The sequence below is a fragment of the Pandoraea pnomenusa genome, assembly GCF_000767615.3.
Classification (GTDB): Bacteria; Pseudomonadota; Gammaproteobacteria; order Burkholderiales; family Burkholderiaceae; genus Pandoraea; species Pandoraea pnomenusa.
The window spans coordinates 4,603,183-4,618,960 of sequence record NZ_CP009553.3; the positions used below are offsets into that span (position 1 = coordinate 4,603,183).

Consider the following 15,778-nt stretch of genomic DNA (forward strand, 5'->3'; position numbering starts at 1 on the left):
AGACATCATGAGCGGCTATGAAAGCAACAGCCTGAGTCCGGCACAAGGGGCTCAAGACCGACCGGCGGCCACGGCGGAACAATCGGGCAATCATCCCATGCGGGCCCTGATCGCCGCCGTATCCGGCTATGCCATGGACGGCTTCGACCTCCTCATCCTGGGCTTCATGATGAGCGTGGTCAGCGCCGATCTGGGACTGAGCGCCACTGAGGGCGGATCGCTGGTCACCGTGACCCTGATCGGCGGCATCTTCGGGGGCATTGGCTTCGGCATTCTGAGCGACTACTACGGACGCGTGCGTGTGTTGACGTACACGATCCTGGTCTTCGCCCTCTTCACGGGACTTTGCGCATTCGCCACGGGCTACTGGGACCTGCTGATCTATCGATTCCTCGCGGGCCTCGGGCTCGGCGGCGAGTTCGGCATCGGCATGGCACTCGCCATCGAGGCGTGGCCGGCGCACAAGCGCGGTCGCGTGTCGTCATACGTGGGCATGGGCTGGCAACTCGGCGTGCTGCTCGCCGCGGTGCTCACGCCCCTGCTTCTGCCGCACATCGGCTGGCGGGGCATGTTCGTCGTGGGCGTGCTGCCGGCACTCGGGTCGTTCGTGATCCGCAAGGTGATCGGCGAGTCGGAGATCTTCCTGAAGTCCGCCCGCAAAAAGCGTGAATTCCCGGTGAAGACACTGTTTCGCGACGCACAGACGACCAAACGCAGTATCGGCGTGATCATTCTGTGTTCGGTGCAGAACTTCGGGTACTACGGACTGATCGTGTGGATGCCCGCCTATCTGTCGAAGATGTTCGGCTACAGCCTGGCGAAGTCGGCGGTGTGGACCGGTGCGTCGATCATCGGCATGTTGGTGGGCATCTGGATCTTCGGGCAACTCGCCGACAGGATCGGTCGCCGCCCGACGTTCATCGGCTACCAGATCGGCGCGCTGATCATGGTGTTCGTGTACTCGCAGCTGAGCACGCCCGAAGCGCTGCTCATCGGCGGCATCGTGATGGGTGTTTTCGTCAACGGCATGATGGGCGGCTACGGTGCGCTGCTCGCCGAGCTCTACCCCACGCATGCCCGCGGCACGGCGCAGAACGTGCTCTGGAGCATCGGGCGCGGCTTCGGGGGGCTGAGTCCGCTGGTGATCGGCGTGATCGCCGCGCATTACTCGTTCGAGATCGCCATCGCGGCGCTGGCCGGCATCTACGTGATCGACATTCTCGCCACGGTGTTCCTCATTCCCGAACTGAAGGGCGTGGAGCTGGAGTGATCCCGCACGGGGGACCCGTCCGGTCCGCCCGCCTTTTCCTGCGACTGGAGCCCTGCGTGGACATCGACTTCGCGACGCTGACACCCTACGAACGCTACAAGCTCATGAGCAGCCTGATCGTGCCGCGCCCCATCGCCCTTATCACGACGCTGGGCGACGACGGCACAGTCAATGCCGCCCCGTTCTCGATGTTCAACATGCTCGGAGAAGATCCCCCGATCGTGATGGTGAGCATCAACCGGCACGACGACGGCGCGCTCAAGGACACGGCGGTCAACATTGGGCGGAGCGGCGAATTCGTGGTGCATCTGTGCGACGAGACGATGGCCGCGAAGATGCATCGGTGCGGCGCGCGATTGCCGTCGCACGTGAGCGAACTTGCCGACGCGGGCCTGACCACGGCGCCAGGCGTCGATGTCAGCCCCCCTCGGATCGTCGAGGCGCCAGTGGCGTTCGAATGCACGGTCTGGGAGACGCTGACGTCCGAGAGCCGCCGGATATTCATCGGACAGGTACTGCGCCTTCATGCGCGCGACGGACTCGTCGACCGCGCCACCTGCCGGATCGCGCTCGACGAGTACACGCCCGTCGGCCGCCTGGGCGGCGGCTTGTACACGACAACCCGGGATCGCTTCACGCTGTAATCACGCTCGCTCTCTTGACGAGGCGATCCGTCCCCCCGGGCGATACCGATACCGGGCCATTCTCATCGGCGCCATCAGTCGATCCGCTTCTGAACGAATGCACACACGGCGCCCACGAGCGACACCCACACGAGTACCGAGAAGCCGTCGAGCGAGCCGAGAAAGCTCGCTTGCTGCACCACCTGGGTATGAATCGTCGACAGCGCCAGCGACGCCGCCTGCTGTGCCGAATATCCCATCGACTCGTAGCCGTGCGACAACTTGCCGAACATCTCCTGAAACGCGGGGTTGAAAAGGGACACCGACTCGTTCAGACGGGTTTCGTGCACGGCAACGCGGTGTTGCTGCAGGATGATCATGGTGGCCGTGGCGAACGAGTAGGTCAGTTGCTTGACGATGTTCTTGAACCGGTAACCGTGATGAAACTCCTCCAGCGCGAAGATGCGGAACGTGACGTTGGCGACCGGCAGCGCGATCATGAGCAGAAGCAGTCCGCGCAGCACAAGCGGCACGATGAGCCACGGTGTGCTCACGTCGGGCGGCATGTGCATCATCCAGATTGCAATGAGCGCCGCCATCAGAAAGCCTGGCACGATCATCCACTTCTTGTGCGTGACGCGCGCGGAGACACGGAAATAGATCAGCGCGCCGGCAACCGAGACGAGCGACGTGAGCCCCACCAGCCGCCCCGCATTCTCCACCGGATAGTGCAACCCACCCTCCAGCAGTCGGGAGACGAGAAACCCCATCGAATTGCTCAGGTAGTAGAACGCGATATAGAGCATGATCCCGGCCTGAAACGTCTTCTCGCGAAGCGCGTGCAGACGAAGCAGCGGGCGCGGATGATGCCACTGCTGCCAGATGAATCCGCCCAGCGCGACCAGTCCGGCGCCCGTGAGGAATATCAGCTCCGGCGATGAGCCGAACAGCTCGAAGCGAACCTGTTGCATCGCGATCTGCAACGCCCCTTGCGCGAACGCAAACAGTAGGTACGGCCAGAAATGCGCTTCGCCGCGATGCTCGTGAAGCACGCGTCCGGCGGACGGAACGGCGAGCACGGCAAACAGCCCGAGCACCACGCCGCCAAAACCGGTGGCCACGAACAACGATCGCCATCCGAAGCGGCCAATCAGGTAGCCGCCTGCGAGCGGAGCAAGCGCACTGCCGATCAGGATCATCAGCAGGAAAACACGAACCGCCACGGGTCGGCGCTGCGGTGTCATTCTCGTCTGGATCAGAATGCGGCAGGCACTCATCATCGGGCCGATAAAGTACCCCTGGAACCCACGGGCGAGCGCCAGCTCGATCGACGACTCGCTCAGTCCCGCGGCCACCGCGCCGGCGGCGAACAGCAGCAGGCTGCCGCCGACATACCGCCGGTACCCCAGGCGCTCCACCCACCATTGCTGCTGGAGGATCCCGAGCACGGACGCGACCGCATACGCGCTCGACGACCAGACGAGTTCGTCCGGCGAAGCGTTGATGCCGCCGGCGATATAGCTGGTAAAGAATGCGAACCCGGCGTTGTCGAAATAGTCCAGCCCGGTCGCGAGCGCGATGGCCCACGGGAAGAATTCGTCCCGAAACCGCGACAGGTATCCGCCCCGCCATGCGGGCAAGGCGCGGGCGACCTCGCTCATTTTTCAGCGGCCTTCCGGGCTTTCGGTGCCCCCTGCCCCTTCCCGCGTTTGGCCAGCGCGCGCTCGCGACGCTCGCGAATCAGCGCGTCCTTGGGCTCGCCGGCAATGCGGCGCCGAATGTACTGAAGGTCGTACTCGATCTCGTCGCGCACCGCCATCGCTTCGCGCATCTCCTTGCGCACGGCCTGAATTCTGGCATCGACAGCCTCTACCTGACGCACCAGCGACGCTTCGACTTCGCGCAGCGACGCCAGCGACACCGCGGTGCTCGTCGGCGTCGACGCCTCGATGGGTTTCGACAGAATCTCGGCGATGGTCTGCAGCGAAAATCCCAGAGAGCGCATGCGCAGGATCCGCACGAACTTCTCGAGATCCTCCTGCGTGTACAGCCGGTAATGACCCTCGCTCCGCGTCGGGACTATCAGCCCCTTCTCCTCGTAATACTTAAGCGTGCGTGGCGTCACGCCGAGCCGCTCGGCAGCCTCGCGAACCGTGACATGACGGGATTCGGCAGCGGACGTTGACATGACGTAAACCTTGCGTGAACAGAATATGGCACGATCATAGCACAACGTGTACGTTCACGTTCATGTTGACCCGCGCCGGGCAGGATTTACCCATGTCAGCAATGTCCGGTAAAGTGGCCACGTCGACCGGCTGCGGTGCCGACGAAGGTTGGCGGTGAACATGGCAGCATGACAAACGACCAAACCGGAGGCAGACGATGGCACGCGTACGCGTTGACGGCTTCACCCTCTCGCTCGACGGATTCGGCGCCGGGCCGGATCAGGACATCGACCATCCACTCGGTGTAGGCGGCACGCAATTGCATCAATGGCTGGTGCCGACGCAGACATTCCAGCGCTCACTCTTCGGCAACGAGGGCGGCACGACCGGCATCGACGACGAATTCGCCGCACGCGGCTTTCAGAACGTCGGGGCCTGGATTCTCGGGCGCAACATGTTCGGCCCGATTCGGGGCGACTGGCCCGACAGCGCATGGAAAGGCTGGTGGGGCGACAACCCGCCGTATCACGCGCCAGTGTTCGTTCTGACCCATTACGCGCGACCCGATGTCGCAATGGATGGCGGCACGACCTTCCATTTCGTCACCGGCGGCATTCACGAAGCGCTCGAGCGCGCCCGTGCAGCGGCGGCCGGCAAGGATGTCCGGATCGGCGGCGGCGCAAGCACCATTCGTCAGTATTTGCGCGAGGGACTCATCGATACGTTGCACATCGCGATTTCGCCGGTATTGCTTGGACGCGGCGAGGCGCTGTTCGCAGGCCTCGACCTGCAGTCACTCGGATACGAATGCGAGACTTTCATCGCATCGGAGAAGGCCACCCACGTGGTGCTTCGACGCAGGGGCACCGACGGCGCTCCCCCGACGACGACGGCCTCCTGAGGCGCAGCCGCCTTCGCACCGGGGGAGGACGGCCGCACCGGTGCCTCACACTTGCGCCAGCATCAGATCGAGATTCTGGACCGCCGCGCCAGACGCCCCCTTGCCGAGATTGTCGAATACTGCCGACAACAGCACCTGACCATGCGCCTCGTTTCGATGCACGCGCAGATGCATGTCGTTCGTACCGTTCAGTGCCTGCGGGTCGAGATGCGTCAGGGCGTCCGACGCCTCCAGCGGCACCACGCTGACATGGGCCGCTTCCGCGTAGTGCCGTGCGAGGCATGCGTGCAAGCGTGCACCGTCCACGCCGGACGGCAAATACCGTAGCGCCAGCGGCACCGTGAGCAGGATGCCCTGGCGGAAAGCGCCATAGGCCGGCGAGAAGATCGGGCGATGCGCAAGCCCGGCATGCAGGGCTATCTCCGGCGTGTGCTTGTGCGCGAGCTGCAATCCATATGCCTGATAGGCCGGTGCGTCGGCGGCTTCCGGCCCCTCGAAGGCTTCCACCCTCGCACGTCCCCCACCGGAATAGCCCGAGACCGCGTGCACGCTGATCGGATAGTCGTCCGGAATGAGTCCGGCCTGCAACAACGGACGTAACAAAGCGATCGCGCCGGTCGGATAGCAGCCAGGGTTGGTCACTCGGCGCGCATTGGCAATGCGCTCTGCCTGCCCCGGCGACATCTCGGGAAAGCCGTAGGTCCAGTCCGGCTGCGTGCGGTGGGCGGAACTCGCGTCGATGACCCGTACGGCCGGATTGACGATGGCTTTCACGGCCTCGCGCGCGGCATCGTCCGGTAGGCAAAGAATGGCGATGTCGCAGTCATTGATGGCCTGCGCGCGCCGCGTCGCGTCCTTGCGTTGCGCGGCGGGAAGCGTGAACAACCGGAGATCCGTGCGGTCGCGCAACCGTTCGTGAATCTGCAGTCCGGTCGTGCCTTGGTCACCATCGATGAAGATTACGGGAGAGCTCATAAGCGCAATGGCCTGCGCGGCGCAGGCTCGAAAAGGGGAAAGGAGCCCTCATGTTCCGCGTGCGGATAGAATAAGGAAAGTTGAATTTCATGACAATAACGTTCAGTTTTCCTGAACCTGGATATCGACATGCGAGAGATCAGCCTGGACCGCCTGCGTACGCTGGTGGCCATTGCCGAGCGGGGTTCGTTCGCGGAAGCGGCGCGCGCCCTGCATCTGGCCGCGCCGACCGTGAGCCTTCACATCGCCGAGCTGGAGGCCCGCATTGGCGCGCCCCTGCTCTCTCGCAAGCGAGCGCAGGTGCGTCCCACGGCCATTGGGGAAGCGCTCGTGGCGCGCGCGCGCCGCCTGCTGGCCGACGCCGAGCAGGCGCTCGACGATATCCAGCGCCAGGTGGAAGGGCTTGAGGGCCGGGTGCGCCTGGGCGCATCGACCGGGGCCATCGCGCACCTCTTGCCACAGGCGCTCGAAGCCTTGCGACGAGACCACCCGGCGATCGACGTTCAGGTGGCGGTACTCACGTCGCACGAGACGCTCGCTCGACTGGGGGACGGCACGCTGGACATCGGGCTGGTGGCGCTGCCGCAACCGCCGGTTGCCGGTCTGGTCATCAAGCCGTGGCGACGCGACCCGGTGATGGCGTTCGTGCCGGCGCACTGGCAGTGTCCGGCGCGCATCACGCCGGAATGGCTGGCGGCGCAGCCGCTGATTCTCAATGACGCCACCACCCGCCTCTCGCGGCTGACCTCGGAGTGGTTCGCCACGCGCGGGCACCGCCCCGTGCCGCGCATCGAGCTGAACTACAACGACGCGATCAAAAGCCTAGTGGCCGCCGGATATGGCGCGGCGCTGTTGCCCAATGAGGCGACGACACCGGTGCCCGACAACCGTGTCGTCATGCGCCCGTTGCGACCCGCGCTTTGGCGTCGTCTCGGCATCGCCCATCGCGCAGGTCATGTGGAGCGTGCCACGCAACACGTGCTGGACGTGCTCTGGGACTTGCGCGTGGCATAGACACGCCGGTGCAGGCATCTCGCCACGTCGTCCGTCGGGCAGTCGCGGAACTTCGAAGCCGCCGACGCCCGACGGAGACCAGCGCCCCCCCCTGCGGCGATCAGTCGTCGAGCGGCAGGCCGCTGCGATCCTTGGCGAAGGCGACCGCCACGATCGACACCAATGCGCACGCCATCATGAAGACGACCACCGGCACGTAGCTGCCGCCGAAGTAGGCGACCAGCGCCGTGGCGATCAGCGGCATCGGCCCGCCCACGAGCGCCGCGCCGATCTGGTAGCCCAGTGACATGCCTGTGTAGCGAATGCTTGCCGGAAACGCCTCGGCCAGCAGCGTGCCGATCATCGAGCCGTAGGTCGTCCAGATCACGCTGAGGCCGACACCTACCGCAAGTGCCGCCAGCACGATCGATTTCTGGTTCAGCAGCCAGAAGAACGGCCCGATCCACGCTATGAAAGCGAGACTGCCGTAGATGAAGACCTTCTTGCGGCCGATCCTGTCCGAGAGATGCCCGAAATACAGCATGAACGGGAAGGCAATCAGGGCGCAGACCAACACGATGTTCAGAATGTCCGAGCGCTGGAAGCCGTGACCGATCATGTACGAGACCGTGTATGTGGCGTACAGGAAGAAGGTCGAGGTCTCCACCACCTTGGCGCCAATCGCGATCAGCACGACGCGCCAGTGGTCCTGGAGCGTCTCCTTGAGCGGAATGCGCGCGTGGCTGCGCGTGGCGAGAATCTTCTTGAACGACGGCGTCTCCCCGACGGCGTTGCGAATCCACATCCCGATCAGCACCAGCACGATCGAGCCGACGAACGGAATGCGCCATCCCCAGCTCTGGAAGTCCGCGTCGCTCATCGTATTGCTCAGCAGCGACGTGATGATGTTGCCCAGCGCCAGCCCGAGCACGGCGCCGGTTTGCGGCACCGCACCGAAGAAGCCACGGCGATGGCGCGGCGAATACTCCACGGCCAGCAGCACACCGCCACCCCACTCGCCGCCCAGCGCCAGGCCCTGCATCAGGCGCAGCACCGAGAGCAGGATCGGCGCCCACACGCCGATCTGGTCGTAGTTGGGCAGCAATCCCATGCACACCGTCGACATTCCCATCATCGACAACGTGATGGCCAGCGTCTTCTTGCGCCCGACGCGGTCGCCGACGTGCGCGAAAATCACGCCGCCCAACGGACGAATCACGAAGGCCAGCGCGAACGCGGCGAGCGCCAGCAACTGGCTGACCAACGGATCGGTGCTCGGGAAGAACTGCTTTGCGAAGATGATGGACGCCATCGTCCCGTACAGGAAGTAGTCATACCATTCGATCGTGCTGCCCACCGCGCTGCCGAGCAACGCGCGCCGACGCTCGGCATCGGGAACCATCGTTTCCTTGATATCAGCCGTCAGCCCGGCATGTCCGGCGCTGTTGGGCGCAATTCCGCTCATTGTCTCCACCTCGTTATTTTGCGAACGAACGAAGTCTACAAAGGCGGATCGCAACCGTACACTGAGGGTTGGCGTTAGCGATATAACTTTTCGCTATGCCAACGAACGGCCACGCCGAACGCTGGCATGCGAGACACACATACTCCGATCCTCGTCAGGCGACGCGGCGGTTCCGTCAGGCGTCATGGGTCGCGCCGCGCGCGACGATCGCGTCCATGAGCATCCGGGCCCCGTGCGACACCGGTGCGCCGCGCCGGGTCACGAGTTCGTAAGGCTCGCTGAGCGACGACAGCTGCAGTGGCAACGTGCACGCCACGCCGTGCGCCGTATGAAAGCGCGCCACGTCGATGGACACGAGCGCCACGAGCGACGGATTCTTCTGGAGCAGCGAAACCGTCGCGAAGGCGGAAGTCGTTTCCAGCAGATGAGACGGAAAACGCAGCCCGGCGTCGTGAAACTCCCGCTCGAGCAACCGTCGCATCGGCATGTTCGCGCGATAGACGACCCAGCGGTAGTCGGCCAGATCGCTCAGCGAAACGCCTCCGGCGCGAGCCAGCGGATGCGCCGCGTTGGCGATGACCGCAAGCGTCTCGTCCTGTACGAACGCGCTGTCGTAGAGGTAGGGCGTCTGGCTCACGCTCGTGCGGCAGATGGCGAGATCGAGGCGCCCGGCGTCGATCAGGCTGAGCAGCGTCGCGCTCGTGTCTTCCACGATCTCGATGGACATGTCGGGCTGGGCCTCGCCCACGGCGGTGATCGCGTCGGTCAGCAGCGGCACCGCGCCCATGATGACACCCACCGACACCCGGCCGCCATGACCGCGCATGATGCCGACCATCTCTTCGCGCAGGTGCGCCAGATCGGACTGGATGAGCCGCGCGTACCGGATCACGCAATGCCCGACGGCATTCGGTTCCAAACCACGGTTCGAACGCTCGAAGAGCGATGCGCCGAAGGTCGTCTCGATCTCATGCAACGCCTTGCTCGCGCCGGGCTGCGTCATGGCGAGTTGCCTGGCCGCGCCAAGCAACGAGCCGTGCTCTTCAATGGCGATCAGCAATCGGAGCTGTTTGACGTGCAGGCGGGAGATGATCGAGTTGAGCGTTGGGGGCATCTTGGATTGATGAAAAGTTATATCACTATCAAATGCTTTCAATATCGGCGCGATGCAACGCGCCATAAACTGCTACATCCTCGCAGGAGCTTAGCCCCTCTATAACTTTTCGTCATCCACCATGTCTCTCATCAACTACATCACGCAGATCCAGTTTGGCTTCGACGCGATTCGCCTTCTGGCGGGCGAATGCGAGCGGATCGGCATTCGTCGCCCGCTGATCGTGACGGACACGGGCATTCGCGCGGCGGGCCTGCTCGACACCGTGCTCGACGCACTGGGGGCCTCCGCGCCCGTGCCGGTATTCGATCGGACACCGCCCAACCCGAACGAGTCGGTGGTACGAGACGCCGTTGCGATGTACAAGGCCAGCGGCTGCGACGGCGTGATCGCGCTGGGCGGCGGCTCGTCGATCGATCTGGCCAAGGGGGTGGCGGTCTGCGCCACGCACGACGGCCCGCTGCAGCAGTTTGCCGTCATCGAAGGCGGCGCGGCGCGCATTACGTCGGCGACAGCCCCGGTCATCGCCATCCCGACCACGGCCGGCACGGGGAGCGAGGTCGGGCGCGGCGCGATCCTGATTCTCGACGACGGGCGCAAGGTGGGCGTCATCTCGCCTCATGTCGTGCCGCGCGTGGCCATTTGCGATCCCGCGCTCACACTCGGCCTGCCGCCGGGCCTCACCGCCGCCACCGGCATGGACGCCATCGCGCACTGTATGGAGACGTTCATGGCGCCGGCGTTCAACCCGCCAGCCGACGGCATCGCGCTCGACGGCCTGTGGCGCGCCTGGCGCCATATCGAGCGCGCCACGCGCGAACCGGGCGACCGCACCGCGCGACTGAACATGATGAGCGCCTCGATGCAGGGAGCGCTCGCGTTTCAGAAAGGATTGGGCTGCGTGCACAGCCTGAGCCACTCGCTCGGCGGCCTGAATCCGCGCCTGCACCACGGCACGCTCAACGCCATCCTGCTGCCTGCGGTCATCGCGTTCAACCGCGCGTCGCCGTCGATGCAGCAGGACGCCAAACTCGATCGCATGGCTCAGGCCATGGGACTCGCAACGGGCGACGAGGTCGGCCCGGCGATCGCCGACATGACACAGCGACTGGGGCTGCCGCGCGGCCTGAGGGAACTGGGGGTGACAGAGGATTTATTCCCGCGCATCATCGACGGCGCGCTGAAGGATCACAGCCACAAGACCAATCCGCGCGACGCCAGTGCGCAGGACTACCGCACGATGCTCGTCGCATCGTTGTAAAGTGGCGAGGTACGCGGCCGGTGTCGACACCGGCCGCGTCTCGCTCTGGATCCCCCTCTCACTTACATTGTGTCTTCATTCCAGGAAATTCGACCATGGTCACATCAGGTTATACCGACACCCGCCTGCTGATTAACGGCGAGTGGTGCGATGCTGCGAGCGGCAAGACGATCGACGTCATCAATCCGGCTACCGGGAATCCGATCGGCAAGGTCGCGCATGCGGGCATTGCCGATCTCGACCGGGCGCTCGAAGCCGCGCAGCGCGGCTTCAACGCCTGGCGCAAGATTCCCGCCGTCGAGCGCGCCACGACGATGCGCAAGGCGGCCGTACTCGTACGCGAGCGTGCCGACGCCATTGGCCGGTTGATGACGCAGGAGCAAGGCAAGCCGTTTGCCGAGGCCCGCATCGAAGTGCTTGCTGCCGCCGGCATCATCGAGTGGTTTGCCGACGAGGGCATGCGCGTTTACGGCCGTGTCGTCCCGTCGCGCAACCTCAGCGCCCAGCAGATGGTGCTCAAGGAGCCGATCGGTCCGGTGGCGGCGTTCACGCCGTGGAACTTCCCGGTCAACCAGGTAGTGCGCAAGCTGAGTGCCGCGCTGGCCTGCGGTTGCTCGTTCCTCGTCAAGGCACCCGAGGAGACCCCGGCCTCCCCCGCCGCGCTGCTGCAGGCGTTCGTGGACGCGGGCGTTCCGGCCGGTACGGTGGGCCTCGTCTTCGGTGACCCGGCCGAGATTTCCAGCTACCTGATCCCGCACCCGGTGATCCGCAAGATCACGTTCACCGGATCGACGCCGGTCGGCAAGCAGCTCGCCTCGCTGGCGGGCCTGCACATGAAACGCGCAACGATGGAACTGGGCGGCCACGCGCCGGTGATCGTGGCCGAAGACGCCGACCTAGCGCTCGCCGTCAAGGCAGCCGGTGGCGCCAAGTTCCGCAATGCCGGTCAGGTTTGTATCTCGCCCACGCGTTTTCTCGTGCACAACAGCATCAAGGACGCGTTCGCGCAGGCCCTCGTGAAGCACGCCGAAAGCCTGAAGCTCGGCGACGGCCTGGCCGAGGGCACGACCCTGGGGCCGCTCGCCAACGCCCGTCGTCTCACCGCGATGAGCCACGTGGTCGAGGACGCACGCAAGACCGGCGCAACGGTGGCAACCGGTGGTGAGCGCGTGGGCACGTCGGGCAACTTCTTTGCGCCCACGGTGCTGACCGACGTGTCGCTCGAGGCCGATGTGTTCAACAACGAACCGTTTGGGCCAGTGGCCGCCATTCGTGGCTTCGACAAGCTCGAAGACGCCATCGCCGAGGCCAACCGTCTGCCGTTCGGGCTCGCGGGCTACGCGTTCACTCAGTCGTTCCGCAACGTGCATCTGCTCTCGCAGCAACTCGAGGTCGGCATGCTGTGGGTGAACCAACCGGCCGCCCCGTCGCCCGAAATGCCGTTCGGCGGCGTGAAGGATTCGGGCTACGGCTCGGAAGGCGGCCCGGAGGCCATGGAAGCCTATCTCGTGACCAAGGCCGTGTCGGTCATGGCCGCGTGATCATGGCCGCTTGAGCGTGACCGCCTGATCCGGGCGATCACGTCGCCGGTCCGGTGCTCGTAACGACCACCGGACCGGCGAGCCGCACGCCTTCAATCCCCGGCCCCGGAGCGGCGCACCGCGCGCCCCCGGTTTCGGGTGGCCAGCCAGCAAAGCAGCGAACCGCCGCAAACCATTGCCGCGCCTTGCCAGAACGTGTAGGGCAGTGCAGTGCGCAGCAGCGCGGCCGAGAGCACCGCGGAGAACACGGGAATGAAGTACGAGGCCCCCGCGAGCAGCGTCACGTTGCCACCCAGAATGCCGACGTTCCAGGCCGCATACCCGAAACCCATCGCCCCGGCCGCCAGCAACAGATAGATAACGCCGGACATGCTCACGCGCATCGGCGCCGGTTCCCCGAGCCAGTACTTCGCCCATAGCGCGATCGCCACTAGCATGAAAAAGAACGTCACACCGTTCTTGCCGTCGGCGTAGCGCGCGGTCAACGTGCAATAAGCGGCCCAGATCACCGCCCCGGCGAACGCGAGTGCGTAGCTCAGCGGATTGTCGAGCACATTGCCGGCCATCCGCGCGACGTCGAACCCCTGGTCGCCGCCGAGCACCCAGCAGATGCCGAGCATGGACAGCAGAAATCCCGGCACCACCCAGAAGCTGGCGCGCTGCCGGTTGAAGACGATTGCCGCGAGCATCGTGAACGTCGGCCACAAGTAATTGACCATGCCGACTTCGATGGCCTGACGCGCTGTATTCGCGTAGCCGATGGACAGCGACAGGCACAGCTCGTAGACGACGAACAGCAGCGTGCCCGGGTACAGATAGCGTTTCGGAAATGTCTTCAGGTCGGGGAAGCCGACGCTGAGCAACAGGAACACGGACGCGACCGTGTACATCATCGCGGCGCCGCCGGTCGGCCCAAAGCTTTCGCTGACCCCGCGAATCAACCCGACAATCGCGCTCCACAGCACCACTGCCACCAACCCGACGAGCGTCGCCCGATTCCTTCGCTTGCTGTCCATGCCCTGCCTGCTTTCGTTGACGAAGCGGCCCGGCTGGCGCCTGTGCGTCGCCAGCCGGCCGTGGGCAGCAGTATAGCGATCGCGGCGCCCCGTGCGGGGTGGTGGCCCCAACGATCACGAAGTCGCGGACACCCCATGCCTTGTGCGCGCTCCGCGAGTTCGACGTGCGAGATACGGGCCGTCATACGCCACCGACCAGGGTCAGCCCGCTCAACGCAGCACGCTTCGGAGAAACTGCTGCGTACGCGCTTCACGCGGCGCACCGAAAAGCGATTCCGGTGGGCCACTCTCCACGATGCGCCCATGGTCGAAGAACACGACACGATCGGCGACCTCTCGCGCGAATCCCATCTCATGCGTGACCACGATCATCGTCATGCCGTCGCGCGCCAGATCCTTCATCACCGCAAGCACCTCGCCCACGGTTTCGGGGTCGAGCGCCGACGTCGGCTCGTCGAACAGCATCAGTTTCGGCTTCATCGCCAGTGCCCGCACGATGGCCACACGTTGCTGCTGGCCGCCCGAAAGCGACGCGGGATGCGCATTCGCCTTGTGCGCCAGTCCCACACGTTCGAGCAGCGCATGCGCCGTGCGCTCGGCGTCCGCCAGCGTCATCCGCCCAAGCTTCACCGGCGCCAGCGTGATGTTTCGCAGAATGGTCAGGTGGGGAAAGAGGGTGTAGTCCTGGAATACCATGCCCACGTCTTCCCGCAACTTCGCCATGGCGCGGTGATCCTTCACGTCCGTGGCGGCGTCGCCCAGCGTGACGGTGCCGTCGGTTGGCGTCTCGAGGCTGTTCAGGCAACGGATCAGCGTCGATTTGCCCGAACCGCTCGGACCGATCACGACCACGACTTCGCCAGGGTAAACGTCGAGATCCACACCGTTGACCACCTGGTGCGGGCCGAAGTGCTTGTGCAACCCGCGAATCGAAAGCAGCGCGCCCATCAGAGCCCCGCCAGTGCGCGCGTGGCGCCTTGCAGCGTCGCCCGGGCGTCAGCCAGGCGCGCCTGCCAGCGAGCGACAAGCGCGTTCGTCTGCTCGACGCGCTCGCGTGCCGCGCGCACATGCGCGCGCAGCGTGTCCGGACTCGGACCGCCGGGCGACATGCGCGACGCCACATTGCTTTCCGGATCGAGGCAGGCACGGATTGCGTCGGCGTCGATGCCGAGCGGCGCGCCGAGTTGCTCGGTGGCCGCCGCCTCGACCATCGCTGCGTCGATCCGGTCGGCCGGTACGCCACGGTCCATCGCATCGCGCACCACGGCGCCCACGACGTGGTGCGCCGCTCGGAACGAGAGGTCGTGTCGGCGCACCATGTGGTCTGCCAGCGCGGTCGCCGTGGAAAAGTCCTCTGCCGCCAGACGCTGCGCGCGGGCAGCGACCGGACGCGCCGATCGCAGCACGAGTTCGAGCAGGTTGAGGCAACGCACGCTCTCTCGGGCGGCCTCCCAGAAACCGTGCGTGCCTTCCCGATTGGCGTCGCCCGTATGCGTGAAGTGGGTCCCCTTGATGGCCATCGAGCAGGCGAGAAGCGCGGCGACGATGTGCCCGGTTCGCCCCTTGAGGTACTCGAGCACGACCGGATTTTTCTTCTGCGGCATGATGCTCGACGTCGCCGCCACGCTGTCGGGAAATTCGATCATGCCGAACTCATGGGTGGTCCACACGAAGTAGTCCTGCGCCACTCGGCTCCAGAACACCGCGAGCAGGCTGAGGTCGGCAATGCCCTCGAGCATGAAATCGCGCGAGCCCACGGCGTCGAGTGCGTTGTCGACGAAGGTGTCGAAGCCCAGCAGCTCGGCCGTACGCTGTCGATCGATGGCGAACGGCGTGCCGGCGAACGCCGCGGCGCCCAGCGGCGAGACGTTCATGTTGGACAGCGTGTCCGTCAGACGGCGACTGTCGCGCTCGAGGGCCTGCGCCACGCCGGCCAGGTAGAAGCCGTAAGTCATCGGCTGCGCGGGCTGCAGGTGGGTGTAGCCGGGCATGACCACGTCGGCATGACGCTCGGCCTGTTCGAGCGCCGTCGCGCGCACCCGCACCAGCGCACCGATCAGATCGAGCAACGTGGCACGGCCGCGCAGGCGATCGAGGGTGGCCAGAATGTCGTTGCGACTGCGACCGGTATGCAGGCGTCCGCCCACGTCGGCGCCGACCTGTTGCATCAGGTGCGCCTCGTAGTTGAAATAGGCATCCTCGCGGCTCGGGTCGAGCGGCACGGCGCCGGGGCCCTGCGCCTCCATGTCGAGAATGCCTCGCGCGAGCGCCGCGGCATGTTCGGTGCGAATCAACCCCTGCTCGGCGAGCATCACCACGTGCGCCTTGTTGATGTCGCCAAGCGGCACGAAGGTTTCGTCGAAGCCCGCCAGGCGCGGCTTGAAGATGATGTCGTTGACTTCCGGGGCGAGGGCTTCGGTGAGCCGCCGACTGACTTTCGAGATGGACATG

The 15,778-nt window shown here is 65.3% G+C and carries 14 protein-coding genes; 6 read left to right on the plus strand and 8 right to left on the minus strand.

Annotation, left to right across the window (positions count from 1 at the left end; translation table 11 throughout):
• Positions 1–7: 7 nt before the first annotated feature.
• Positions 8–1,270 (plus strand): MFS transporter, encoded by a 1,263-nt coding sequence (locus LV28_RS44605; protein ID WP_023597554.1) that lies wholly within the window; start codon positions 8–10, stop codon positions 1,268–1,270.
• 56 nt (positions 1,271–1,326) lie between these two features.
• Positions 1,327–1,914 (plus strand): flavin reductase family protein, encoded by a 588-nt coding sequence (locus tag LV28_RS44610; protein ID WP_023873109.1) that lies wholly within the window; start codon positions 1,327–1,329, stop codon positions 1,912–1,914.
• Between the two features lie 74 nt (positions 1,915–1,988).
• Here the strand turns inward: LV28_RS44610 and LV28_RS44615 are convergent, their stop codons facing one another.
• Complete coding sequence (locus tag LV28_RS44615; protein WP_023597556.1) at positions 1,989–3,554, minus strand: MFS transporter; 1,566 nt, start codon at positions 3,552–3,554, stop codon at positions 1,989–1,991.
• On the minus strand, positions 3,551–4,081 hold the full coding sequence (locus tag LV28_RS44620; RefSeq protein WP_025249825.1) for a MerR family transcriptional regulator: 531 nt from the start codon (positions 4,079–4,081) through the stop codon (positions 3,551–3,553). The genes LV28_RS44615 and LV28_RS44620 overlap by 4 nt, the downstream gene beginning before the upstream one ends.
• Before the next feature lie 197 nt (positions 4,082–4,278).
• Between LV28_RS44620 and LV28_RS44625 the strand changes: the two genes are divergently transcribed.
• Positions 4,279–4,962 (plus strand): dihydrofolate reductase family protein, encoded by a 684-nt coding sequence (locus LV28_RS44625; protein ID WP_038619773.1) that lies wholly within the window; start codon positions 4,279–4,281, stop codon positions 4,960–4,962.
• Positions 4,963–5,007: 45 nt separating this feature from the next.
• Here LV28_RS44625 and argC read toward each other — a convergent pair whose 3' ends face one another.
• A complete protein-coding gene (gene argC / locus LV28_RS44630) occupies positions 5,008–5,937 on the minus strand; it encodes an N-acetyl-gamma-glutamyl-phosphate reductase (protein ID WP_023873103.1) in 930 nt (309 codons plus the stop codon).
• A gap of 129 nt (positions 5,938–6,066) precedes the next feature.
• Here argC and LV28_RS44635 point away from each other — a divergent pair, with 129 nt between their 5' ends.
• On the plus strand, positions 6,067–6,951 hold the full coding sequence (locus LV28_RS44635) for a LysR family transcriptional regulator (RefSeq protein WP_023597560.1): 885 nt from the start codon (positions 6,067–6,069) through the stop codon (positions 6,949–6,951).
• A 100-nt stretch (positions 6,952–7,051) separates the two neighbouring features.
• Here LV28_RS44635 and LV28_RS44640 read toward each other — a convergent pair whose 3' ends face one another.
• Together LV28_RS44640 and LV28_RS44645 are read right to left on the minus strand one after the other, a co-directional pair.
• On the minus strand, positions 7,052–8,395 hold the full coding sequence (locus tag LV28_RS44640) for an MFS transporter (RefSeq protein WP_038619770.1): 1,344 nt from the start codon (positions 8,393–8,395) through the stop codon (positions 7,052–7,054).
• 175 nt (positions 8,396–8,570) lie between these two features.
• Positions 8,571–9,509: a LysR family transcriptional regulator gene (locus LV28_RS44645; protein ID WP_023597562.1), complete on the minus strand. Its 939-nt coding sequence runs from the start codon at positions 9,507–9,509 to the stop codon at positions 8,571–8,573.
• Positions 9,510–9,630: 121 nt separating this feature from the next.
• Between LV28_RS44645 and gbd the strand changes: the two genes are divergently transcribed.
• Positions 9,631–10,770: a 4-hydroxybutyrate dehydrogenase gene (gene gbd, locus LV28_RS44650; RefSeq protein ID WP_038619768.1), complete on the plus strand. Its 1,140-nt coding sequence runs from the start codon at positions 9,631–9,633 to the stop codon at positions 10,768–10,770.
• A gap of 95 nt (positions 10,771–10,865) precedes the next feature.
• Positions 10,866–12,311: an NAD-dependent succinate-semialdehyde dehydrogenase gene (locus LV28_RS44655; RefSeq protein WP_023873100.1), complete on the plus strand. Its 1,446-nt coding sequence runs from the start codon at positions 10,866–10,868 to the stop codon at positions 12,309–12,311.
• A 92-nt stretch (positions 12,312–12,403) separates the two neighbouring features.
• Here LV28_RS44655 and yddG read toward each other — a convergent pair whose 3' ends face one another.
• The 3 genes from yddG to argH form a co-directional block, all read right to left on the minus strand.
• Positions 12,404–13,327 carry an aromatic amino acid DMT transporter YddG gene (gene yddG / locus LV28_RS44660; protein WP_023597565.1) on the minus strand — a complete coding sequence of 308 codons (924 nt, stop codon included), beginning with the start codon at positions 13,325–13,327 and terminating at the stop codon, positions 12,404–12,406.
• Positions 13,328–13,537: 210 nt separating this feature from the next.
• Entirely contained in the window at positions 13,538–14,275 is a 738-nt protein-coding gene (locus LV28_RS44665; RefSeq protein ID WP_023597566.1) for an amino acid ABC transporter ATP-binding protein, read from the minus strand.
• The gene (argH, locus tag LV28_RS44670) at positions 14,275–15,777 is read right to left on the minus strand and encodes an argininosuccinate lyase (RefSeq protein ID WP_023597567.1); all 1,503 of its coding nucleotides are present in this window, start codon (positions 15,775–15,777) and stop codon (positions 14,275–14,277) included. Before argH ends, LV28_RS44665 begins: the two co-directional genes overlap by 1 nt.
• Position 15,778: the final 1 nt, after the last annotated feature.